The following is a 22667-nucleotide window of genomic DNA, read 5'->3' as shown; positions in this document are numbered from 1 at the left end:
GGCAGCAAGCGCCGCCGGCCCGCAGGCTTACCCGATCTGCACCGGCACGAAGATCTTGCTGTCGCCGCGCTGGACCAGCAGGGCCACCGTCTTGCCGGCCTTGGTCAGCGCCTCGCGCACCTGCTCCACGCTGCGCGCCGCCACGCCGTTGACCGACAGGATGACGTCGCCACGCTGGATGCCCGCCTTGGCGGCCGGGCCGCTGGCCTGCTGCACCAGCAGACCGTCGGTGTCCGCCTGCTCGCGCTCGTCAGGCGTCAGCCGGCGCAGCGCCAGCCCCAGCTTGCCGTGCGACGGACCCTGGTCGCCATTGCTGGCCACCGCATCACCCTTGCTCAGGGTGCCCAGCGAGGCCGTCAGCGTCTCGCGCTTGCCGTCGCGCCAGACATCCAGGTCGATCTTCTGGCCGGGCGTGGCAAGGTTGATCACCGCGGCCAAGTCGCCGGAAGAGATGATGGGGCGGCCGTCGATGGCGCGGACGATGTCGCCCGGCCTCAGGCCGGCCTTCTCCGCGGCGCTGCCTTTCTCGACGTTGGCGATCAGCGCGCCGGTGGGGCTGTCCAGCTTGAACGAGTCGGCCAGGTCCTGGTTCACTTCCTGCGCCATCACGCCCAGCTTGGCATGTTCAACCGTGCCATGCGCCAGGATCTGGTCCTTGATCTTGTACGCGACGTCGATGGGGATGGAGAAGGACAGGCCCTGGAAACCGCCGGTACGCGTGTAGATCTGTGAATTGATGCCGACGACCTGGCCGCGGTCGTTGAACAGCGGACCACCCGAATTGCCCGGGTTGACGGCGACGTCGGTCTGGATGAAAGGCACCGACGTGTCGTCCGGCAGCGAACGGCCCTTGGCGCTGACGATGCCGGCCGTGGCGGTGTTCTCCAGGCCGTAGGGCGAACCGATGGCCAGCACCCAGTCGCCCACCGACAGGGCGCCGACGTCGCCGATGCGCACCACCGGCAGGTTCTTGGCCTCGATCTTGATCACGGCCACGTCGGTCTGCGGATCGGCGCCCAGCACCTTGGCATGGAATTCACGGCGGTCGGTCAGCTTGACGACGACTTCCTTGGCGTCCTTGACCACATGGGCATTGGTCAGGATCACGCCATCCGGGCTGATGATGAAGCCCGAGCCTTCGCCGCGTATGGGCACTTCGCGCGTCACGTTGGGACCGCCGGGCATCATGCCGGGAAACTGGCCGCCGAAGAACTGCGCCAACGGGTTGTCCTCGTCATCGGCGGCCGAGACCTTGCGCAGGCCGCTGACACTGATATTGACCACGGCCGGGCCGTATTCGCGGGTGATCTGGGCGAAGTTCGGCGGCGTGACCGTGCCGACGGCGGGCTGTGCCTGCTGCGGTCCTTGCTGCTGCGCCTGCGTCGCCTGCGGTGCGCTCTGCGCATGGGCCGAGCCGACTGCCGCGCTGATGCCGGCACCACCGATGGCGCCCGCGGCCAGCAGGGCCAGCGCCAGACGGGTGGGGTACAAAGTCTTGTTTTTCATGTCGCTTCCTTTAGCTGGTTCCTGGGACACGGCGCCATGTTGCTGCCCGAGTCTTAGGCCAAACTTAAGAAAGCGGAAATCCCATCCGCTCAGGGAAGCGTCGCGTCCGCGGGGGAAGATGCCGTGATCGACGCATCCGGACGCGGAAAATCCACCTGCACGCGCAGGCCACCCAGGACCGGCGCCTGTTCCAGGCGTACGCTGGCGCCATGCCGCTCGGCGATGGCACGCACGATGGACAGGCCCAGGCCGCTGCCCACCTCGTCATGATTGGCCAGGCGGTAAAAGCGGTCGAACACCCGCTCGCGTTCTTCCGCCGGCACCCCCGGCCCGCTGTCGTCGACCAGCAGCCGCGCCCCGGTGGGCGCCGTCTCCAGGATGATGTCGATGCGGCCGCCGCGCGGGGTGTACTTGATGGCGTTGTCCAGCAGATTGCGCATCAGCAGCCCCAGCGCATCGCCGTTGCCGCGCACCCAGGCCTGGGGCAGGCCCTCCATGCCGATGTCCATCTCGCGCGCGTTGGCCTCGGGCAGCACGTCGGCAATGGCCTGGCGGGCAACCTCGGCCAGGTCGACCCCTTGCGCCGGCAAGGTGTCGGTGGCGGCGTCGTGGCGCGCCATGGATAACAACTGTTCGATCAGGCGGCTGGCGCGCTCGATGCCGGTGGCCAGCCGGCCCAGCGCCACCTGATGCGCCTGGGCGTCACCGGGCCGCTGCAGGGCTTGCAATTGCAGGCGCAGCGCGGCCAGCGGCGACCGCAGTTCATGGGCGGCATCGCCGACGAAGCGCTTTTGCAGGGCGAAGGCGTGGCGGGTTCGGTCCAGCAGCAGGTTCAGTTCGCGTACCAGCGGCAGGATTTCATCGGGCAGGCCGCTTTCGTCGACGGCATCCAGCGCTTCCGGCTGGCGCGCCGCCAGTTCCGCGCGGGTCCGGCGCAAGGGCCGCAATGACGCGCCGACGACGAACCAGACCACCAGCATCAGCAAAGGGGCCGCGGCGGCGATGGGGCCGACGGTGCGCAATGCCAGGGCGCGCGCGGTGTCCTTGCGCACCTTCATGTCCTGCGCCACCTGCGTCACCTGGAAAGGCGACGCCACGGCATAGACGCGATAGGTCGAGGTGTCCACCCGCACGTTGGAGAAGCCCAGCACGACCGGGTCCGGCAGCAGCTTGCCGGTGCGCGACTTGAACAGGCGCGCGCCGCTGGCGGTCCAGATCTGGATGATCAGGTCGTCGGCGGGCGCGACATCGCCGGTGGGCATGGGCGTGGCACTGAGCAGGCCGTCGCCGGCTGTCAGCGACGTGGCGGTACTGACCAGTTGCGCATCGAAGATCTGGTCGGTCTGCTGCAGCGTGCTGCGATACGCGACCACGCCCTGCACCAGGGCCGCGACCAGGATGGAGGCCAGCAGGAAGACGAGCAGGCGCGCGCGCAGGGAGTGCAGCAGGGAATGGGGGAGGGAATGCGAGCGAGGACCGTGGGAAGCTTTCATGTCTTGGGAATGACGTAGCCGACGCCACGCACGTTCTGGATGAAGCGCTGGCCCAGCTTCTTGCGCAGGCCGTGGATATAGACTTCGACCGCGTTGCTGCTGATCTCGTCCTGCCAGCTATAGAGTTTTTCTTCGAGCTGGGCGCGCGAGTAGATCATGCCCGGCCGGGCGATCAAGGGCTGCAGCACGGCCCACTCGCGCGCCGTCAGCATGACGGGTTCGCCGTTGACGGTGGCCGTGTGATCGCGGGGATCGATGGTGACGCCGTCGTGCTCGAACACGGGTTCGGCGCGGCCGGCGCTGCGCCGCAGGAGGGCACGCAGGCGTGCCAGCAATTCTTCCAGGTCGTAGGGCTTGACGACGTAATCGTCGGCACCCGCATCCAGGCCGGCGATGCGGTCGGCGACCGCGTCGCGCGCGGTGGCGATCAGTACCGGGACGCGGTTGTTGCGGGCGCGCAGGTCGCGCAGCAAGGCCAGGCCATTGCCGTCGGGCAGGCCCAGGTCCAGCAGGACGGCGTCATAAGGCGTAGTGCGCAAGGCCAGATCCGCCCCACGCGCATTTTTTTCCCAGTCCACGGCGTAGGATTCGGCGCGCAGCCCGTCGTGGACGCTTTCACCGATCATCTTGTCGTCTTCGATCAGCAGGACACGCATAAGGAAATCTCCCTGCCGCGCGGCGTTTTCTCTCGTTTTGTAACTTCCAGAATCGTAATCCTTGCTGGCCCTCGCGGTATAACAATTTATCCAAAAAAACCTGCCCACCTAAGCAGTGGGGTATTCATTTTGCAGAGCGCACCCCTACCGGTCACCAAAGACAATATCACTGGCTACGCCTTTCTGTTCGACATGGACGGAACGCTGGCACCCATTGCCGCCTCGCCTGAACAGGCCGCCGTGCCTGAAGCCACGCGCGAGGCGCTCAAGCAGCTGCATGAGGCCACCGGCGGCGCGCTGGCCATAGTCTCTGGCCGGCCCATCAGCGAAATCGATCACTTGCTGGCCCCGCAAGTCTATTGCGCGGGCGGCTTGCATGGCGCGCAGTTGCGCGGCCCGGACGGGCGGCAGACGCAGCTGAGTGTCGACAACGAGGCGGTCGCCGCCATGGTGCGCGCGCTGCTGCCGCTGGTGCAGGCCCACGCCGGCCTGCAACTGGAAGACAAGGGCCTGTCCCTGGCGCTGCATTACCGTAATGCACCGGACTTGCAGGAGATGGTGAGCGCCGCCGTCAACGACGTGCTGCTGCCGCATACGCATGCCTTCGTGCTGCAGCCCGGCAAGATGGTGCTGGAAATCAAACCGCGCCAGGCCAGCAAGGCCGGCGCCATTGCCCATTTGATGGAGCTGCCGCCTTTTGCCGGGCGGCTGCCGCTGTTCGCGGGCGACGACTTGACCGATGAAGCCGGGTTCGACATGGCTCGCCAACTGGGCGGCGTGTCGATCAAGATAGGCGAGGGCGACACCCGCGCGCAGTGGCGCATGCCCACGCCGGCTGCCCTGGCGGGCTGGTTGGCCCTACTTTACTGAACGCTGAAAAGCCTGGACAGTACCAGTACAGACCTCGCGGCGGCTGCGCGAGGCACGCGCCGTGCTCCATGCCGGCCGATGAACAGAAATGCAAGGAGTTCAGCCGTGAGCAGATTGATCGTCATATCGAATCGGGTAGCCCCGATCGCCGAAGGCAAGCCTACCGCGGGCGGCCTGGCCGTCGGGGTGTTCGACGCCCTCAAGCAGGCCGGTGGTGTCTGGTTTGGGTGGAACGGTGAAATCACCGAGGGCAGCACGGCACCCGAGGAAGTGCGGGAGGAATCGCGCGACAACATCACCTATGCCACCGTGGGCTTGTCGCGCAGCGACTACGACCTCTATTACCGCGGGTTTTCCAATGGCACCTTGTGGCCGGTGTTCCACTACCGTCCCGATCTCAGCCGCTACGACCGGCGTGAATACGCGGGCTACCTGAAGGTCAACGAATGGCTGGTGGCGCGGCTCAAGCCCCTGCTCAAGCCGGACGACCGCCTGTGGGTGCACGACTACCACCTGCTGCCTTTCGCGCAGGCCTGCCGCCGTGCGGGCATACGCAATCGCATCGGTTTCTTCCTGCATATCCCCTTTCCCGCTGAACAGATCATGGCCACCGTGCCGCCGCATCGCGAACTGGTGGAAGCCATGTGCGAGTACGACCAGCTGGGTTTCCAGAGCGATGGCGATCGGCGCGCGTTCACCGATTACGTGCGGCGCCGCATGGGCGGGTCGCGTGTGGTGGACCGGGCCATCGAACTGGACGGCAAGCGCATCGGGGTCGGGGCGTATCCCATCGGCATCTACCCGGATGAGATCCAGAAGCTGTCGCTCAAGCACAGCAGCTCGAAGCAGATCACCAACCTGAAGCAGGGCTTGTTGCAGCGGCGCCTGATGCTGAGCGTGGACCGGCTTGATTACAGCAAGGGCTTGCTGGAGCGCTTTACCGCGTTCGAGCGCCTGCTGGAAAACAAGGCTGAACATCGCGGGAAGGTGAGTTTCATCCAGATCGCGCCGCCGTCGCGTTCGGACGTGGAGCAGTACCGGCATATCCGCCGCCAGCTGGAAACCGCGGCGGGGCGTATCAATGGCCGCTTCTCCGATTTGTCCTGGACGCCGCTGCGCTATATCAACAAGTCCTACGATCGTTCCTTGTTGATGTCCTTGTTCCGTGCATCGCAGGTGGGGTACGTGACGCCGCTGCGCGACGGCATGAACCTGGTGGCCAAGGAATACGTGGCGGCGCAGCCGCCGGACGATCCGGGCGTGCTGGTGCTGTCTGAATTCGCCGGTGCCGCCGAGGAGCTGGCGGATGGCGCCTTGCTGGTCAATCCCTACGATACGGACGGCATGGCGGATACGCTGCACCGGGCCTTGACCATGCCGCTGCCGGAACGCCTTGAACGCTACAAGACCATGCTGGGCCGCTTGAACGACAACAACCTGTCGCACTGGCGCGACCGCTTCCTGCAGGACCTGGAGGACTCCGGCACGCCGGGGTGAGTGGGAGCGCGCGCCGCGCCGTTCAGAAACGATGCAGTGGCTGGGCGGCGCGTTTGGCGCGGGCGCGGTCCATGGCGCGGTTCACTTCGCGGGCCGAATCGATCAGGTCTCTGGTGAAATTGATCACGCCGTCGACCGAGTCGTAGAGAAACCAGGCGGCGGGCGTGGCGACATCGCGTTCCAGATAACGCACGGCATGGCGCGCGCCGTGCCACACGGCGGCATCGGCACGCCGCAGCGCGGTAAGGACGATGCGTTGCAGGGGCATGATTCAAGCTTCTCGTAAGGAGGGCCGGCGCGGCAATCGCGTCAAGCCCGGGCTTCACTGGCAGGTGAAAACGAGATCATGATAATCCCCGATTTTGTTGCGTCGCAATATGCATGTGCTTCTTTTCTTATGCAGGTTGCAAAAGCGCTGCATGTGCATCTGAAAATCAAAAGTCAGCACACGAATGCTCCAGGAAATGCCGCGTCATGGTGCGCTGCATCATCGTGATGCACGCCGTGCCTCGGCCAATTCAACCCCGAGTAAGTCGTGCGTGTAGCGGCCGGCCCGCCGAGGGGGCGCAGGCGCCATCGTGGCGTAAGCTACCGGCACAAGTTGTGCTGTGCGGGATGCCTGTAAGGGATGCTTCAGGCGCGGAGGAGACGGATGATGGATGCGGTGGCACGACGTGACGATGAGTGGCTGGAGTCGGACGGCCGGGGCGGGTTCGCCAGCGGAACCGTGCTGGGGCCCAGGACGCGCCGCTATCATGCGTTGCTGTTGTGCGCGACGCACCCGCCCGCCGGCCGCATGGTGCTGGTCAACGGGATCGAGGCATGGCTGGAGGGGGCTGGCCGGCGTGTGCCCTTGACCAGCCAGCGCTACCTTCCCGACCTGGAATCCCCCGCCGCGACGGCACCCTGCACCGGCTTCAGCACGCGGCCCTGGCCCACCTGGCGCCTGCGGGTGGACGATGGCCACGACCTGGTGGCTGAACACCTGGTCGAACGCGCCGGCGGCCGCACGCTGCTGCGTTGGCATCTGGTCGAAAACGGCGCAGGCGTTCCAGGCGCGGGCCCTGCACGTACAGGCCGTGGCCAGGTTGAGGTCGATGATGCGGGCGCGGTGCAAGCGCAATCCGCGTCGGCGGGCGCCGGCGCTTGGCGGCTGTGTGTCAGGCCCCTGCTGTCCGGGCGGGACTATCACGCCTTGCATCACGAGAATTCCGCCTTCGATTTCACGGCGACTTGTGACGCGGATCGTGTCCGCTGGCGGCCCTATGCCCAATTGCCCGCGATCGAGGTATGCAGCAACGGGGCTTATCACCATGAACCCGATTGGTACCGCAACTTCAGCTATGCGCGCGAACGCCAGCGCGGGCTGGACGACGGCGAAGACCTTGCCACGCCCGGCGTCTTCACCTTCGACCTGGACGCAGGCCCGGCGGTGATGATCCTGGCCGCGATATCCGAGACCGCGACCCAGGCCGTCGGCGGATCCGCAACCGTAGTGGACGCCGCGGGCGTACCCGCAGTCTCGCCCGGATCGGCAACCGGAGGCACTGGCACTGCCCCGGGCCAAATCCAAGCCGACGCCGATGCCGCAGCCATCATCTCTGCCGAAAAAGCCCGGCGGGCGGCGTTTGCGGACCGGCTTCGCCGTTCAGCCGATGCCTATCTCGTCAAACGAGACAAGGGCTTGACCCTGCTGGCAGGCTATCCCTGGTTCACCGACTGGGGCCGTGACACGTTCATCGCCATGCGCGGCCTGCTGCTGGCGAGCGGCCGCGCCGCCGAGTCCGGCGATCTGCTCGACGCCTGGACCGCCTACGTCTCGGAAGGCATGCTGCCCAATCGCTTCCCCGACGACGGCGGCGCGCCCGAATACAACACCGTCGACGCCTCGCTATGGTTCATCGTCGCGGTGCACGACTACCTGGCGACCGGCCACGCCGGCAGCGACCGCCGCCGGCGCCTGTGCGATGCCGTGGACGCCATCCTGCGCGGCCATCTGCAAGGCACCCGCTACGGCATCGCGGCCGACAGCGATGGCCTGCTGCGCGCCGGCGAGCCCGGCCAGCAATTGACCTGGATGGATGCCCGCGTGGATGGCCGCGAGGTCACCCCCCGCATCGGCAAGCCGGTGGAAGTGCAGGCGCTCTGGATCAATGCCCTGCGCATCGCTTCGGCGTGGGACGCCGGCCTGGCGCCCCGGCTGCAACGCGCCCAGCGCAGCTTCGAGGCGCGCTTCGCCAGCCCGGGCGGCGGCCTGTTCGACGTGATCGATGCCGACCACGTCGCCGGCCGCGTCGACGCATCCATACGCCCCAACCAGATCTTCGCGGTGGGCGGCCTGCCTTATCCGGTGCTGCAGGGCATGGCCGCCCGCCACGTGCTGGAGACCGTGCAGCTGCATCTATGGACGCCACTGGGGCTGCGTACGCTGGCGCCCAGCGATCCGCGCTACGTCGGCCGCTATGAAGGCGCTGCCGCGCAGCGTGACGCCGCGTATCACCAGGGCACCGCGTGGCCCTGGCTCATGGGGCCTTTCGTCCAGGCGTGGCTGCGGGTGCACGGCGATGTGGCCGGGGTGCGCGACGACGCCCGCCGGCGCTTCCTGGCGTCCTTGCTGCTGCAACTGGACGACGGCGGCCTGGACCACATCGCCGAAGTCGTCGATGGCGACGCCCCCCACGCCTGGGGCGGTGCACCTTGCCAGGCCTGGTCCCTGGGCGAAACCCTGCGCATCGCCGCCTGGCTGGACGCCGCCGCCCCCGCCGGCAGCGGCATCGTGGCCGCGACGCCGTCCGCGCCCGCGGCATCTGCCTGAATCGGGCGTTCTGCCGGCCGCCCGGCTGCCTTGCGGCGCAGGGCAGGGGCCACGGTAGGGCAATCGTAAGCGCGGCGGGGTAAAGTGGGCGGGGCAACGGGAAGCGCAAGCGACGACTCGTCGCCCGTGACCCGGATAGCCGCGCCTGCGTCCCGCACGCGCCAGATTGGAACCGTCGATGCCATTCAAATTGCCCCCTGGCCTGCTCGATACCGCCGAAGGCCGCCGACTGCATGCGGCGGACAAGACGCCCTGGCGCCGCTGGGGGCCTTATCTGAGCGACCGGCAATGGGGCACCGTGCGCGAGGACTACAGCGAAGGCGGCACCGCCTGGGATTACTTCCCGCACGACCACGCGCGCAGCCGCGCCTACCGCTGGGGCGAGGACGGCATCGCCGGCTTCGGCGATGAAAAGCTGCGCTGGTGTGCCGGCCTGGCGCTGTGGAACGGCCGCGACCCCATCATCAAGGAACGCCTGTTCGGCTTGAACAACGCCGAGGGCAATCACGGCGAGGACGTCAAGGAGCTTTACTTCCACCTGGACGGCACGCCCACGCATTCCTATATGCGCATGATGTACCGCTATCCGCACGCGGCCTTCCCGTATGCGGACCTGGTGGCGGAGAATGGACGACGTGGGCCCGACCAGGCGGAATACGAGATCCTCGACACCGGCGTGTTCGACGATCAGCGCTACTTCGATGTGTTCGTCGAATACGCCAAGCACGCCTTCGACGACGTCACCATGCGCATCACGGTGCATAACCGCGCCGACGAGTCAGCAGACCTGCATCTGCTGCCGCAATTCTGGGCGCGCAATACCTGGTCCTGGGATGGTGAGACCAGCAAGCCGTCGCTGCGGCGCCGTGCGGGCGCCGCCGGCGACGAGGTGGTCGCGCGGCATGGCGGCCATGAACCGCTATTGCTCACGGCTACCGGGGAGACACCGCCGCAGTGGCTGTTTTGTGAGAACGAGACCAATGTGCGCCGGTTGTTCGGCAACGACGGTGAGGGACCTTTCAAGGACGGCTTCAACGACTATCTGGTGCATGGCGACGCCCAGGCCGTGCGCCACGATGCCGGCACGCGCACGGCCGCCTACCTGAAGCTGCACCTGGCGCCGGGCGCATGCAAGGTGATGACGCTGCGCTGGCGGCCGCTGACCGGCGCCGACGCCGCTGCGCATGCCCACGCCCATACGCCGCCCCCCTACGACGTCGATACCCTGTTCGCCCAGCGCCGCGGCGAAGCCGATGCCTTCTACGCCTGCCTGCAACAGGCGCTGACCGACCCCGATGCGCGCCTGGTGCAGCGCCAGGCCCTGGCCGGCCTGCTGTGGTCCAAGCAGTACTACGAGTTCGACGTCAGCCGCTGGCTCGACGGCGACGCGGCGCAGCCCGCGCCACCGGCCCGCCGCAAGCGCGGGCGCAATGCGGACTGGCGGCACCTGGCCAACGGCGAAGTGATTTCCATGCCGGACAAATGGGAGTACCCCTGGTACGCCTCCTGGGACCTGGCTTTCCAGGCCGCGGCTTTCGCCCTGGTCGATCCGGCCTTCGCCAAACAGCAGCTGCTGTTGCTGGTCAAGGACCGCTACCAGCATCCCAACGGCCAACTGCCCGCCTACGAATGGGCGTTCGGCGATGGCAATCCGCCCGTGCATGCCTGGGCGGTCTGGCGCGTGTACGAGATCGATCGCGCCTGGACGGGACGGCCGGACCACGAGTTCCTGGAACTGATCTTCCACAAGCTGCTGTTGAATTTCGGCTGGTGGGTCAATCGCCGCGACGCCGACGGCCACAACATCTTCCAGGGCGGCTTCCTGGGCCTGGACAACATCGGCATCTTCGACCGCTCGGCGCCCCTGCCCACGGGCGGCCATATCGACCAGGCCGACGGCACGGCATGGATGGCGGCCTATGCGCTGGACATGATGCGAATCGCCCTGGAACTGGCGACGGTCAACCGGACCTTCGTCGACATCGGCGTCAAGTTCTTCGAGCACTTCCTCTACATCGCCGGCGCGGTCAATAGCGGCGATGAGGAAGAGCGGGGCCTGTGGGACGACGAAGACGAATTCTTCTACGACGCGCTGCACCTGCCTGATGGCAGCAGCCAGCCGATGCGCGTGCGCTCCATCGTCGGGCTGATTCCTTTGTTCGCGGTCCATGTGCTGGAGGAACGCGTGCATGGCCGCCTGCCCGGCTTGAAGGAGCGCCTGCGCTGGTTCCTGCGGCATCGGCCCGACCTGGCGCGCCTGGTGTCGCGCTGGACCGAGCATGGCGTGGGCAACTCCGTGCTGCTGTCGCTGCTGCGCGGCCACCGCACCAAGGCCCTGCTGCGCCGTGCCCTGGATGAAAGCGAATTCCTTTCAGATCACGGCGTGCGGGCGCTGTCGCGCTATCACCGCGAGCATCCCTTCGTCTATCGGCACAATGGCAACAGCTTCGACATCCGTTATCTGCCCGGCGAGTCGGAGGGCCGCGTGTTCGGCGGCAATTCGAATTGGCGCGGACCGGTGTGGCTGCCGGTCAACTACCTGCTGATCGAATCGCTCTACGAATTCCACCGCTACTACGGCGATGAGTTCCGCGTCGAATATCCCACCGGCTCGGGCACGCTGCTGTCGCTGCGCGAGATCGCCGATGCGCTGGCGGGACGGGTGATCGGCCTGTTCCTGAAGGACGCGTCGGGCCGCCGGCCCTCCATGGCTAGCTATCCGTCCTTGCAGGGCGATCCCGCCACGCGCGACATGGTGCTCTTCCACGAATACTTCCATGGCGATGACGGCCGTGGCATGGGCGCTTCGCACCAGACCGGCTGGACCAGCCTGGTGGCGTTGCTGCTGCAGCGCACCGGGGACGATGGCGTTGCCGAAGCGCCGGAGGATACGGGGCAGGTCGATCTGAGAGAGGGTTGAGCGCGGACCAGGCCAGCGGATCAGGCCAGCGGGTCTTGCTGCGCGTCCTCGGGCGGCAGCAACTGGCGGTCGCCCAGCGCGGTGTGGATCAGCGTCAGCCGATGCAGCGGATCGGTGGACAGCAGCAGCGCCGCCTTTTCTTCCATCGGCAATGGCAGCAGCTCCGCCCAGCGGTCCGCCACCCAGCCGCACTCGTCCAGGCGGAAGGGCGGTACCAGGGGCATCAGATGGGCCGGCGTCCCGCTACGCTGCAATTGCGCGATCAGGGCTCCCAAAGCGTTGGCACAGGCCTGCAGGCGCTTGGGCACGGGCAGCACGGGATCGTCGTCGAGCAAGTCGGCCGTGCCATGCCACAGGCCATATTGCCCCTGTTCGCTGTCGCGCAGGCGAAAGCGTTGCATGGCGCTGCAGGTGATCTGCAGCAGCCCCGGCATGGGGGTCGTCTTTTCCTCGACCCGTACCAGCGTGCCGGCCTGCGCCAGCACCTCGCCGCCTTCCGGCTTGCGCACTTCGCTGCCCGCCAGCAACGGGACCACGCCGAAGGGCGTGCCGTCGGCGACGCAGTGCTCGATCAGGTTCAGGTAGCGCACCTCGAAGATGCGCAGGCGCAGCACGCCGGCTGGAAAGACGGCGTTGCCGAGCGGGAAGAGGGGAATCGAAGCCATTGGTCGATGATAAGCTACATGGGCCTGTTTGCCCTGCCCGGTCGCGACGTCCAATCGGCGCAGGCCCGGTCCTCCAAATCGTCGACAACCAGGGAGTAGACGACCTGATGCCTGGCCCGATCCGCCGCCTGCTCATGCATGTCTTCCGCACGATGGCGGTGATTCTGGCCATGGCCACGGCGACGGCCATGGCCATGGCCGCCGGAACCGCGACGCCGGGCAGTCCGTCCGGCACGGCTTCCAACGCTGCCGGAGCGCAGGGGCCCAAGCCCATCACTACGGCAACCGCGCCGGAGCCGGCGCAGCCTGGGGCCGCGTTGCGCATCGGCTCCAAACGTTTCACCGAATCCTACATCCTGGCCGAAGTCCTGGCCCAGGCCGTCGCGGCGCGCACGGGAGAGACCCCGGTCGTGCGGCAGGGCCTGGGCAATACCGCCATCGTCTACCAGGCCCTGCAGACCGGCGGCATCGACCTGTATCCCGAATACGAGGGCACCATCGTCCAGGAGATCCTGCGCAGCGATCGGCCATTGACCCTGGCGCAGATGCGTCCCGAACTGGCCAGGCTGGGCCTGAGCGTCGATATCCCCCTCGGCTTCAACGACGGCTATGCGCTGGCCATGCGCGCGGCCGATGCCGACCGTCTGGGCATTGCGACGCTCAGCGACCTGGCGCGCCATCCCGACCAGCGCCTGGGCCTGTCCAATGAGTTCATCGGCCGCGCCGACGGTTGGCGCGGGCTGGCGCAGCGCTACGGTTATCGGCAGGCACCCATCGGCCTGGATCATGGCCTGGCGTATGACGCCCTGCGCAAAGGGCAGGTCGACGTCATCGACATCTACACCACGGACGCCAAGATCAAGGCCCTGGGCCTGCGCGTGCTGCGTGACGATCTGGGCTATTTCCCGCGCTACGACGCCGTGGTGCTGCATCGCCTGGACCTGCCGCAACGGCAGCCGCGGGCGTGGGCGGCCATGCAGGCGCTGGCGGGCAGCATCGATGAAAGCGCCATGATCACCATGAACGCGCGCGCCGAGCTGGATGGCGTGCCTTTCCAGACCATCGCCCATGACTGGCTGGCGGCGCGCCAGCGCGGCGTGGCGCCGCCCGAGCCCGGCGGCGAAGCGCGTGGGTTCTGGGCCAAGCTGTTCGGCCCCGACCTGGGACGCCTGACCGCGCAGCACCTGCTGCTGGTGGGGGTGGCGGTGCTGGTGGCCTGCATGATCGCGGTGCCGGCCGGCATCCTGGTGCATGCGCGGCCACGGCTGCGCGCGCTGGCGCTGGGCGTGGCCGGACTGCTGCAGACCATTCCTTCCCTGGCCCTGCTGGCGGTATTGATTTCGTTGACGGGCGCGATCGGTGCGCTGCCGGCGCTGACCGCGTTGATGCTGTATGCGCTGTTGCCTATCTTCAGCAACACGTGCGCCGGCCTGGGCGAGGTGTCGGGCTCGATGCGCCAGGCGGCCATCGCGCTGGGCATGACGTCCGGCCAGGCCTTGCGGCTGGTGCAGTTTCCGCTGGCGCGGCCGACCATTCTCACGGGGGTGCGGACGGCGACGTCGATCGCCATCGGCACCGCCACCATCGCCGCCTTCATCGGTGCCGGCGGTTATGGCGAACGCATCGTCACCGGCCTGGCCTTGAACGACCGCGCCTTGATGCTGGCCGGCGCGGCGCCTGCCGCCGCCTTGGCCTTGATCAGCGAGCTGCTGTTCGAAGCCTTGCAATGGCGGCTGCGGCGCCATACCCGGCGATGACGTTCAGCCGTGATATTCAGCCGTGATATTCAGCCGTGAGATTCAGCTGTGGTATTCAGCTGTGACGCGCGGCTTCGATGCGCGGGCGCGGCGGGCGCGCCCGCCCCGGCTTATTCCGCCTTCGTATTCATCTGCTTGATCAGCGCGCTCCATTTGCGCTGTTCCGCGTGGGTGAACGTGTCGAAGTCCGCGGCAGTGCCGCCCACGGGGTCGGCCCCTTCGGCGATCATCTTGTCCTTGAGCTGCGGCAGGATGCCGTTGATGGCCGTGTTGAGTTTCGCGATCACGTCCGGCGGCGTGCCCTTGGGCGCGAACATGCCGAACCAGGAGCCCGCTTCAAAGCCCGGGAAGCCGCTTTCCGCCACGCTGGGAATGTCGGGCATGGACGCCGAGCGGCGTGCGCTGCTCACCGCGATGGCGCGCAGCTTGCCGGCCTTGATCTGGCCGATCACCGACGGGATGGTGGCGAACATGAACTGCACGCGGCCCGTGAGCAGGTCGTTGAGGGCATCCGCGCCCTTGTACGGCACATGCGTGGCCTGCACGCCGTTGAGCTGCATCAGCATATAGCTGGACAGGTGCGACGACGTGCCGATGCCGGTCGAACTGTAGTTCAGCTTGCCCGAGTGGGCCTTGGCATAGGCCAGGAACTCCTTCATGTTGTGGATCGGCAGATCTGGGGGCACCACCAGCACGTTGGGCACGTCGGCGATCTGGATGACCGGCACCAGGTCCACCAGCGGATCGTAGTTCAGCTTGTTGAGGCTGGAATTCACCGCGATCGGGCCGACCGAGTCGACGATCAGGGTGTAGCCGTCGGGGGCGGAACGGGCGACGTATTCGGTGCCAATATTGCCGCCCGCGCCCGGCTTGTTTTCGACGATGAAGGATTGCTTGAATTTCTGTCCCAGCAGGTTGGACACACTGCGGGTAAGGATGTCGGTCGTGCCGCCGGCCGTGAACGCCACGACCACCTTGACGGGTTTGTCCGGATACTCGTCCGCGCGTGCCGCGCCGGTGGCCGCCAGGCTGCCCAACAGGGTGCTTGCCAGCAGGGCTCCGGTAGCGATGCGCCGACGCAGGGTGATAGCGGGACTGCTCGTCATTGTCTTCCTCCTTTGTATATCCGCAAGTCGCGGGATTCGTTTGCTGCCGGACCGCTGCTCGCCGTTGGGGAAGCGGCGGTCCGTGAACGCTGAATCTGTTTATGGAGGCAATATACGGCAGGGAGCAGGTCGGGGCCATGCTCCAAATCCCGCACCGGACAATGGCAGCCGTCAGATCCGGTTCAACTTTCGGCCTTGATGCCCGCCTTGCCGACCACTTCGGCCCAGCGATGGATCTCGGTCTGCTGGAATTGCGCGAACTCGCGCGGCGGCATGCCGGAGGGTTCGACACCCATGTCGCGCAACTGCGCCAGCACCTTGGGCTGCTTCAACACGCCGGCAATGGCGTGATAGACCTTGTCGACGATGTCGGGTGGCACCCCCGCCGGCGCGAAGATCGCCTGCCAGGCCTGCACCTGGTAGCCGGCCACGCCCGCTTCCATCATGGTCGGCACGTCCGGCAGGCTTTGCAGGCGCGTCGGCGACGTTACCGCCAGCGCCCGCAGCTTGCCGCCCTTGACATGCGAGATCACGGTGGGCCCTTCGAACATGAAGTCGACCTGGCCACCGATTACGTCAGGCAGGGCCGAGCGGCTGGAGTAGGGCACGTGGACCATCTTGATGCCCGCCAGTTGCTCCAGCAGCACGCCCGACAAATGCTGCGTGGTGCCTATGCCCGATGACGCGAAGGAAATCGTGCCGGGCCGCTTGCGTGCTTCCGCGATGAGGTCGGCGACGTTGTGGAAGGGGCTGTCCTGGCGTACCACCAGCGTGTTGCCGTTCATGCCGATGATGGTGATGGGCTGGAACGAACGCACCGGGTCGTACTGCATGTTGCGGAACAGGCTGGGATTGATGGCGTGCGAGGCGATGCTGGCGCCCAGCAGGGTGTAGCCATCCGGTGGCGCCTTGGCGACGTAGGCCGACCCTATCATGCCGGTGGCGCCGGGCCGGTTGTCGACCACCACCGAGGTGTGCAACGCGTCGCCCAGATGCTGGGCGACGATGCGGCCTAGCACGTCGGTATTGCTACCTGGCGGAAAGGCCACCACGTAGTTGATGGGCCGGTCGGGCCAGGCGCCGGTGGCCGCATGGGCTCGTGGCAAGGCCATGGCCGCCATGGCGGCGAGCGTGGAACGCAGGAATTCCTTGCGATGCATGAGTGTCTCCTCCTCGTGCCCAGGCCGCCGCTGTGCCGCGGCGGTCCTGGTCGTTGTGCGAGTATCAGTTTTTGTTTTGCACGGCGATGGTCATGGTTCTGGTGTCGCTGCGAACCGGCCGGTTCATTTTTCCTTGACGGTGCCCCACTGGCCGTAGCGCGTCACCGCTTTCTCATCGAAGCCGAAGCCCAGGCCCGGTTCCTGGTGCAGGATGACGTGGCCGTCGCGATGTTCCAGCTGGCGATCGACCAGGCGGCGGAAGTTCAGCACCTGGTCGTCCCAGAAGAACTCGACGTAGCGCGCATTGGGTGTGGCCGCCACCAGCGGCGCGTGGACATCGTGGAACCAGTGCGGGCATACGACCACGCCGTAGCTGGCGGCCGTGGCCGCGATCCGCTTCCATTCGGTGATGCCGCCGCACACCAGGGCATCGGTCTGCAGGATGCCGGCGCCGCCCTTGTCCAGCAGTTCCTTGTGGTACCAGCGGCCGTAGCCGATTTCGCCGGTAGCCACCGGCACGCGGGTCAGGCGCGCCAGCTTGGCGTGGCTGTCGATGTCGTCCGGGGAGAAAGGCTCTTCCAGGAAGTAGGGGTCGTATTTTTCAAAACGGCTCACGTACTGCATGGCCTGGGTGACGTCAGTCCACGCATTGTTCATGTCCATCATCAGTTCGACGTCGGGACCGATGGCCTCGCGGGCCGCGCGCAGGCGATCTTCTTCTTCCTTCGGGCTCAGGCGGCCGGCCTTCATCTTCACGGCCTTGAAGCCCTTGGCGACGTAGCTGGCCATTTCTTCGCCCAGCTTGGCCGGTGTCTTGCCTTCCAGGTAATAGCCGCCGCTGGCATAGGCCGGCACGCGGTCCAGCGCGGCCGCGCCCAGGTAACGGTGCAGGGGCAGGCCGGCGCTCCGGGCGTTCAGGTCCCACAGCGCCGTGTCCAGTGCGCTGATGGCGCGCATCACGGTGCCGGCGCGGCCTTGCAGCAGGGATTCGCTATACATCTTTTGCCACAGGGCTTCGACCGCGGTGCTGTCTTCGCCCACCAGCAGGGGGGCCAGCAATTGCTCCACGGCGACCGAGAAGAGTTGGCCGGCGGCGCTGCCGACGTAGCAGAAGCCTATGCCTTCGACGCCGTCGCTGCTACGCACCTTGACCAGGCCGTAATGGCGGGTACTGACGGTGCGCGTGGAAAAGGAGGTGACTTTGTCGAGCGGGACGGCGGCGTGGCAGAACTGGACCGAAGCGATACGGGGCACGGAGGGCTCCTTTTGAAGTGGCTGGAAATTGGGTGGCTACGGGGCATTCTTGGGGAAGTCAGGAAAAAGAAAAAGAGCGTTCCGGCATCTTGTGAAGATGTAATATCCATCTTCCGGAGGTGCATGCTGCCGCTGTTCGGGGGGATTTTTTTGAGGGGCTCCGCCCCTCAACGCCCCGCCTCGTACGCGCCCTGGCCTATTTCCGCCCGGGGAGCGTCGGGGCTACCGCTCCTCGACAATCCCTTCCGGGTTGCCGGGGCCGTCGGGCATTTCACGGGGAGCGTAAGGGGCGGAGCCCCTCGATCTTTCAACTTCCGGGTTGGCCCGGGAGACGCATTTTCGAAGGGCCTATGGACACCCGTTTCCTGCAAAGCTTCATCCATGTGGTCGAGTCCGGCTCCATCGCCGAGGCCGCGCGCCGGCTGGATCTGACGCCGGCCTCGGTGGCGCAACGGCTGAAAGCGCTGGAAGCCTCCGTCGGCAGCAAGCTGGTGGCGCGCTCCGGCCGCAACGTCAGGCCCACGGTCGCCGGCAACCGCATCATGGAGCGCGCCCGGCGCCTGGTCGACGAGGTGCGTGACCTCAAGTCCGCCGCATCCGGCACGGATATGCCGGCCGGACCTCTGCGCCTGGGAGCAACCCCCACCGCCCTGACCGGCATCGTGCCGACCGTACTCAAGCAATGGGTAGCGCGCCATCCCGACATCGAGATCTACATCGACCCGGGATCCACCGTGCGGCTGTATAGCCGCGTGCTGGCCGGCGAGCTGGATGCCGCGGTGCTGGTACATCCTTTGTTCGATCTACCCAAGGGCTATGCCTGGTGTCCCTTGCGGGAAGAACCCCTGATCCTGCTGACCCGCCACGATGTCAGCGGCCGCGACGCCCTGGCCATCGCGGCGCGCGAGCCCTTCATCCGCTACGACCGCAGCGTGGTGGGGGGACGTCTGGCCGACGATTACCTGCGCGAACGGGGCATCCGGCCGCGCGTGCGCTTCGAACTGGATGGCATCGAATCGATCGCCAAGCTGGTGTCGGAAGGGCTGGGCGTTTCCGTGCTGCCTGACTGGCCGGTGATCGGCCCGGCGGACCCGGCGCTGAAGAAGTGGACGCTGCCCGCCCCACGTCCCACCCGCACCGTCGGCGTCCTGTGGCAGCCCTCCTCGGTCCGCGCCCAATTGGTGCAGGCCTTCGTCCAGCTGGCCCTGGGTGGCAAACGCCGCCGGACAGGGTAGGCGGGCGCGGCCGCGCCCCGGGGCGACCGTCCCTGGCGCGGGCAGAAGGCCCGGATCCGTCACACCTTGCTGCTACAGTAGGTCCTTTCCCCCATATCCCTTGAACCATCGTGACTGCTCCCGACGATAAACATTCCGCCGCGCCTGGCGACGAATCCCATCTGGTCGAAACCCTCGTCGGCCGCGAAATGCTGTTCCATGGCCGTTTCCTGGAAGCCCGCCGCGATACGGTGCGGCTGCCCAATGGCAACACCTCCACGCGTGAATACGTGGTGCATCCGGGCGCGGTGGTGGTCATTCCGCTGCTGGACGATGGCCGCCGGGTGCTGATCGAACGCCAGTACCGTTATCCGGTGGGCCGCGTGATGATCGAATTCCCCGCCGGCAAGCTGGACCCGGGCGAAGATCCCTACGACTGCGGCCGGCGCGAGCTGCTGGAGGAAACCGGTTATCGGGGGGGCGAATGGGCCTATGCTGGCGCCTTGCACCTGGCCATCGCCTATTCCACGGAAATCATCCACATCTATTTCGCCCGCAACCTGCAGGTGGGTGCGGCCGAGCTCGATCCTGATGAGTTCCTCGACGTCCATGCCATGGATGTGGAAGACCTCTACGAAGCCTGCCGCGACGGCCGCGTGACCGACTCGAAGACGCTCACCTGCACCTTGTGGCTGCAAAACGTCCTCAGCGGCGCCTGGCCGCTGGAATGGCAAAAGAACGAATAGCCCGTCAGCGGCCCCGCGCCCGAGGACTTCTTCCTCGATGAAAAAAGACCTGTGCATTGCACAGGTCTATTGGATCCGGGGCACAGCGGATCGGCGCAGCCGGCTCCGCCAGTGCCGCGCCCTTGAGGGGGAGGCGCGCAGCGCCTCGGGGGTGGTCCCCCTCTCCCTCAATCCAACTTGATGTTCACCTTATTCACCACGCCGGCCCATTTCTTCAACTCGGCGTCGACGAACGTCGCCAGTTCCTGCGGCGTGCTGGTCTTCGGCATGGCACCTTCTCCCTGGAAGCGCTTGACCAGTTCCGGCGAGGTCATCGCCTGCTTGATGGCCTGGTTCAATTTCTCCACGACGGCCGGCGGCGTGCCCGCGGGCGCCATGATGGCGTTCCACGTATTGATCTCATAACCGTCGAAGCCCTTGGTTTCCCCCACCGTGGGCACATCGGGCAATTGATCCGACCGCTCCCGCGTGGTCACCGCCAACGCCCGCAGCGTGCCCGCCTTCACCTGCGGCAGTGCCGCCGGCAGCGTGGCGAAACTGAACTGCGTTTCGCCCGTCATCACCGACGTATTCGCCAGCGCACCGCCGCGATAGGGCACGTGCACGATATTCACATTCGCCGCCTGCGCGAACATGGCCCCCGCCAGATGCACCGGCGACCCATTGCCACTGGAGGCATAGTTCATCGTGCCCGGCTTTTCCCGGCACAGCGCGGCCAGTTCCTCGACATTCTTCGCCGGCAGCTTGGGGTTGGCGATCAGCACCAGCGGAATCGCCGCCACCATGCCCACCGGCGCGAAGCCCTTGACCGGGTCATAGCCCAGGTTCTTGTACAACGCCGGGTTGATGCCGTGGCTGGCGACCGTCGCCATGAACACGGTATAGCCGTCCGGCTTTGCCTGCGCCACATAGGAAGCGGCCAGGTTGCCCGCCGCCCCCGGCTTATTCTCGACGATGACCGACGTATTCAAGGACTTGCCCAGCTGCTCGCCCAGGGCGCGGGCCAGGATGTCGGTGGTGCCGCCGGCGGCATAGCCGATGACGAGGCGGATGGGTTGGTCGGGATAGGCGGCCCGGGCACCGCCCGGTGCTACCGCGAAGGCGGCGCTCGCCGCCAGGATCATGCTGGCCATGCTCGATTTCATCGTTGTCTCCGTTGTTGTCGATGAAGGTGATTCAGATGCCGGACGGCCGCGCGGCTAGTCGCTGCCGCTTGATCGTCCATCCGGGTAAAGGTGCTGCATCGGGCAAGCCGATCCCCTGCCGGGCCGCACAGCGGCCTGGCATCGGTCGGAAATACCGCGATTACGTCTAACGTGACTAAAGTGTCTGAAGCGTCTTATGGGCGCGGGAAGGGATCACGTCCCGTTGAACACCGGTGTCCGCTTCTCCGCGAACGCCTTGCGGCCTTCGCGATAATCATTGCTCTCGAAACACTGCAGTACCAGGCGCGTCATGGCGTCCTGATCCACTTCGGGTCCCAATTGCTGCATCTGGCGGATCATCTTCTTGCCGGCCCGCAGCGTCAGCGGTGCGTTGGCGGCGATCTGCGTGATGTAGGTCTCCAGCGCGGCGTCGAGCTCGGCGGCGGCCGTCACCTTGTGCAGCAGGCCCAGTTCGCGCGCCTGCGCGGCCTTGAAGCGATTGGCCGTCAGGAAGATCTCCAGCGCATTGGCCGGACCCACCGCCGTCACCAGGTTGCGGATCGCCGTCATGCGATAGCCCAACCCCAGCTTGCCGGCCGGAATGGAGAACGAGCTGTCGTCCGAGGCCACGCGCAGGTCGCAGCACAGCGCGATGTTCAGCCCGCCGCCTATGCAATAGCCGCGGATGCGGGCGATGGTGGGCTTGTCGTAGTCGTACAGCGCCAGCTGGGCGGCTTCGGCCACACGCTCGTAGGCCTGCACCGCTTCCTCGCCGGAACGCAGCTTGTCGAACTGCGAAATGTTGGCGCCGCTGACGAAGGACTTTTCCCCCGCGCCGGTCAGCACCACCACGCGGATGTCCGGATCGTCCTGGAAAGCCTGCAGGGCAGGGGGGATGGCCTCCCACATGGCGTAGGACACGGCGTTGTGGCGGTCCGGATCGTTGAAGGTGATCCAGCCGGCATTGCCGCGTTTTTCCACGATGATGTTTTCGGTGATGCTGTCCTGCAGTAGGCGTTCGACGGTCATGGGTGAGTCCTTGTTGTCTTCCACGCGGCACGTGTGTGCGTGCCGCCATTCCTTTGATCAAGGCGCGGTGTCGCCTTGTTTATGTTTCTTTTCCAGGATGGCCTTGCGGCGTTCCATCCCGTGTTCCAGATGCTCACGCATCGCCTGCCGAGCCGCGTCCGCATCGCCAGCGGCGATGGCATCGAAGATCTGGTGGTGTTCATGTTCGATCTGGTCCATGCGGTCGGTGCCCGTGCTGCTGTAGCGCAAGGTGCGCACCGCATCGCCGATGACACGCGCGAAATGCCCCAGCAGCCGCACGAAATACGGATTGTTGGTGGCTTCTCCCACGGCCATGTGGAAGTCGATGGCCCGATCCGCGCCGACGCGCCAGTCGTCCGTCGATGCATCCACCTTGGCCAGCGCATCGCGCAGCGCGGCCAGTTGCGCCTCGGTGCGATGGCGCGCCGCCAGCGCCGCCGCGCCGGCTTCGATTTCCACGCGCAACTCGTACACCTGTTCCAGGGCATCCGCGCGCAGCAATTCCTGCGGCGTCAGCGCGAAGTGCTGCTGGCCGGCGTCGGTGGCGACGAAGCTGCCCACGCCACGGCGCGTCTCGATGTAGCCGGACAGCTTGAGCCTGGCGATGGCCTCGCGCACCACATTGCGGCTGACACCGAAGACCTGCGACAACTCCAGCTCCGTCGGCAGGCGCTGGCCGGGCTCGAAAGCCTTGCTGACGATCTTGCCGCGAATTTGCTGGGCGATCTCGTCAGGCAGGTTATCGGGCCGGGTCAGGCTGCCGAAGGGCAGGTCGGTGGCGACGTCGGAGGCTGCCATGAAAGTTCCAGAATG

The 22667-nt window shown here is 66.6% G+C and carries 18 protein-coding genes; 7 read left to right on the top strand and 11 right to left on the bottom strand.

Translation table 11 applies throughout. The features are described from left to right. Positions 1-27: 27 nt before the first annotated feature. The 3 genes from CEY05_RS09775 to CEY05_RS09765 form a co-directional block, all read right to left on the bottom strand. Positions 28-1506 carry a DegQ family serine endoprotease gene (locus CEY05_RS09775; RefSeq protein ID WP_088598271.1) on the bottom strand — a complete coding sequence of 493 codons (1479 nt, stop codon included), beginning with the start codon at positions 1504-1506 and terminating at the stop codon, positions 28-30. Between the two features lie 89 nt (positions 1507-1595). Next, positions 1596-2999 carry an ATP-binding protein gene (locus tag CEY05_RS09770; protein ID WP_088598270.1) on the bottom strand — a complete coding sequence of 468 codons (1404 nt, stop codon included), beginning with the start codon at positions 2997-2999 and terminating at the stop codon, positions 1596-1598. Beyond that, the gene (locus CEY05_RS09765) at positions 2996-3655 is read right to left on the bottom strand and encodes a response regulator (protein WP_088598269.1); all 660 of its coding nucleotides are present in this window, start codon (positions 3653-3655) and stop codon (positions 2996-2998) included. Before CEY05_RS09765 ends, CEY05_RS09770 begins: the two co-directional genes overlap by 4 nt. A gap of 129 nt (positions 3656-3784) precedes the next feature. Here CEY05_RS09765 and otsB point away from each other — a divergent pair, with 129 nt between their 5' ends. Both otsB and otsA read left to right on the top strand, forming a co-directional pair. Beyond that, a complete protein-coding gene (gene otsB, locus CEY05_RS09760; RefSeq protein ID WP_088598268.1) occupies positions 3785-4525 on the top strand; it encodes a trehalose-phosphatase in 741 nt (246 codons plus the stop codon). A gap of 105 nt (positions 4526-4630) precedes the next feature. Beyond that, positions 4631-6022, top strand: a complete 1392-nt coding sequence (otsA, locus tag CEY05_RS09755; protein WP_088598267.1) for an alpha,alpha-trehalose-phosphate synthase (UDP-forming) — start codon at positions 4631-4633, stop codon at positions 6020-6022. Positions 6023-6044: 22 nt separating this feature from the next. Here otsA and CEY05_RS09750 read toward each other — a convergent pair whose 3' ends face one another. Beyond that, positions 6045-6290, bottom strand: a complete 246-nt coding sequence (locus CEY05_RS09750) for a hypothetical protein (protein ID WP_088598266.1) — start codon at positions 6288-6290, stop codon at positions 6045-6047. Positions 6291-6674: 384 nt separating this feature from the next. Between CEY05_RS09750 and CEY05_RS09745 the strand changes: the two genes are divergently transcribed. Both CEY05_RS09745 and CEY05_RS09740 read left to right on the top strand, forming a co-directional pair. Further along, positions 6675-8837 carry an amylo-alpha-1,6-glucosidase gene (locus CEY05_RS09745; protein WP_088598265.1) on the top strand — a complete coding sequence of 721 codons (2163 nt, stop codon included), beginning with the start codon at positions 6675-6677 and terminating at the stop codon, positions 8835-8837. Positions 8838-9015: 178 nt separating this feature from the next. Then, positions 9016-11757 (top strand): glucosidase, encoded by a 2742-nt coding sequence (locus tag CEY05_RS09740; protein WP_233161442.1) that lies wholly within the window; start codon positions 9016-9018, stop codon positions 11755-11757. 20 nt (positions 11758-11777) lie between these two features. On the opposite strand, the gene CEY05_RS09735 is transcribed toward CEY05_RS09740, so the two are convergent. Further along, a complete protein-coding gene (locus tag CEY05_RS09735) occupies positions 11778-12422 on the bottom strand; it encodes an LON peptidase substrate-binding domain-containing protein (protein WP_088598264.1) in 645 nt (214 codons plus the stop codon). A gap of 107 nt (positions 12423-12529) precedes the next feature. On the opposite strand from CEY05_RS09735, the gene CEY05_RS09730 reads away from it, so the two are divergent. Next, entirely contained in the window at positions 12530-14179 is a 1650-nt protein-coding gene (locus CEY05_RS09730) for a glycine betaine ABC transporter substrate-binding protein (protein ID WP_233161441.1), read from the top strand. A gap of 110 nt (positions 14180-14289) precedes the next feature. Here CEY05_RS09730 and CEY05_RS09725 read toward each other — a convergent pair whose 3' ends face one another. The 3 genes from CEY05_RS09725 to CEY05_RS09715 all read right to left on the bottom strand — a co-directional run bounded on the left by CEY05_RS09725 (position 14290) and on the right by CEY05_RS09715 (position 17699). Next, positions 14290-15285, bottom strand: a complete 996-nt coding sequence (locus CEY05_RS09725; RefSeq protein WP_088598263.1) for a tripartite tricarboxylate transporter substrate binding protein — start codon at positions 15283-15285, stop codon at positions 14290-14292. A gap of 182 nt (positions 15286-15467) precedes the next feature. Beyond that, positions 15468-16445: a tripartite tricarboxylate transporter substrate binding protein gene (locus CEY05_RS09720; protein ID WP_088598262.1), complete on the bottom strand. Its 978-nt coding sequence runs from the start codon at positions 16443-16445 to the stop codon at positions 15468-15470. 123 nt (positions 16446-16568) lie between these two features. Continuing rightward, a complete protein-coding gene (locus CEY05_RS09715; RefSeq protein WP_088598261.1) occupies positions 16569-17699 on the bottom strand; it encodes a mandelate racemase/muconate lactonizing enzyme family protein in 1131 nt (376 codons plus the stop codon). Positions 17700-18049: 350 nt separating this feature from the next. Here CEY05_RS09715 and CEY05_RS09710 point away from each other — a divergent pair, with 350 nt between their 5' ends. Further along, on the top strand, positions 18050-18934 hold the full coding sequence (locus CEY05_RS09710) for a LysR family transcriptional regulator (protein ID WP_088598260.1): 885 nt from the start codon (positions 18050-18052) through the stop codon (positions 18932-18934). 188 nt (positions 18935-19122) lie between these two features. Beyond that, positions 19123-19659: an NUDIX domain-containing protein gene (locus CEY05_RS09705; protein WP_088598259.1), complete on the top strand. Its 537-nt coding sequence runs from the start codon at positions 19123-19125 to the stop codon at positions 19657-19659. A gap of 167 nt (positions 19660-19826) precedes the next feature. Here the strand turns inward: CEY05_RS09705 and CEY05_RS09700 are convergent, their stop codons facing one another. The 3 genes from CEY05_RS09700 to CEY05_RS09690 form a co-directional block, all read right to left on the bottom strand. After that, a complete protein-coding gene (locus tag CEY05_RS09700; protein ID WP_088598258.1) occupies positions 19827-20804 on the bottom strand; it encodes a tripartite tricarboxylate transporter substrate binding protein in 978 nt (325 codons plus the stop codon). Positions 20805-21017: 213 nt separating this feature from the next. Continuing rightward, entirely contained in the window at positions 21018-21833 is an 816-nt protein-coding gene (locus CEY05_RS09695) for an enoyl-CoA hydratase (protein ID WP_088598586.1), read from the bottom strand. Between the two features lie 57 nt (positions 21834-21890). After that, entirely contained in the window at positions 21891-22652 is a 762-nt protein-coding gene (locus CEY05_RS09690; RefSeq protein ID WP_088598257.1) for a FadR/GntR family transcriptional regulator, read from the bottom strand. Between the last annotated feature and the right edge of the window lie 15 nt (positions 22653-22667).

The organism is Achromobacter sp. HZ34 (assembly GCF_002209485.1).
Classification (GTDB): Bacteria; Pseudomonadota; Gammaproteobacteria; order Burkholderiales; family Burkholderiaceae_B; genus Bordetella_C.
This window is presented reverse-complemented; position numbering and strand designations above follow the sequence as displayed.

Excerpts from the sequence above, each read along its gene's own strand:
- CEY05_RS09725 (WP_088598263.1), bottom strand. The coding sequence starts at position 15,285 with ATGACGAGCAGTCCCGCTATCACCCTGCGTCGGCGCATCGCTACCGGA.
- CEY05_RS09710 (WP_088598260.1), top strand. The coding sequence starts at position 18,050 with ATGGACACCCGTTTCCTGCAAAGCTTCATCCATGTGGTCGAGTCCGGC.
- CEY05_RS09730 (WP_233161441.1), top strand. The coding sequence starts at position 12,530 with ATGCCTGGCCCGATCCGCCGCCTGCTCATGCATGTCTTCCGCACGATG.
- CEY05_RS09750 (WP_088598266.1), bottom strand. The coding sequence starts at position 6,290 with ATGCCCCTGCAACGCATCGTCCTTACCGCGCTGCGGCGTGCCGATGCC.
- CEY05_RS09745 (WP_088598265.1), top strand. The coding sequence starts at position 6,675 with ATGATGGATGCGGTGGCACGACGTGACGATGAGTGGCTGGAGTCGGAC.
- CEY05_RS09765 (WP_088598269.1), bottom strand. The coding sequence starts at position 3,655 with ATGCGTGTCCTGCTGATCGAAGACGACAAGATGATCGGTGAAAGCGTC.
- CEY05_RS09700 (WP_088598258.1), bottom strand. The coding sequence starts at position 20,804 with ATGAAATCGAGCATGGCCAGCATGATCCTGGCGGCGAGCGCCGCCTTC.
- CEY05_RS09720 (WP_088598262.1), bottom strand. The coding sequence starts at position 16,445 with ATGCATCGCAAGGAATTCCTGCGTTCCACGCTCGCCGCCATGGCGGCC.
- CEY05_RS09740 (WP_233161442.1), top strand. The coding sequence starts at position 9,016 with ATGCCATTCAAATTGCCCCCTGGCCTGCTCGATACCGCCGAAGGCCGC.
- CEY05_RS09735 (WP_088598264.1), bottom strand. The coding sequence starts at position 12,422 with ATGGCTTCGATTCCCCTCTTCCCGCTCGGCAACGCCGTCTTTCCAGCC.
- CEY05_RS09775 (WP_088598271.1), bottom strand. The coding sequence starts at position 1,506 with ATGAAAAACAAGACTTTGTACCCCACCCGTCTGGCGCTGGCCCTGCTG.
- CEY05_RS09770 (WP_088598270.1), bottom strand. The coding sequence starts at position 2,999 with ATGAAAGCTTCCCACGGTCCTCGCTCGCATTCCCTCCCCCATTCCCTG.
- CEY05_RS09705 (WP_088598259.1), top strand. The coding sequence starts at position 19,123 with ATGCTGTTCCATGGCCGTTTCCTGGAAGCCCGCCGCGATACGGTGCGG.
- CEY05_RS09690 (WP_088598257.1), bottom strand. The coding sequence starts at position 22,652 with ATGGCAGCCTCCGACGTCGCCACCGACCTGCCCTTCGGCAGCCTGACC.
- CEY05_RS09695 (WP_088598586.1), bottom strand. The coding sequence starts at position 21,833 with ATGACCGTCGAACGCCTACTGCAGGACAGCATCACCGAAAACATCATC.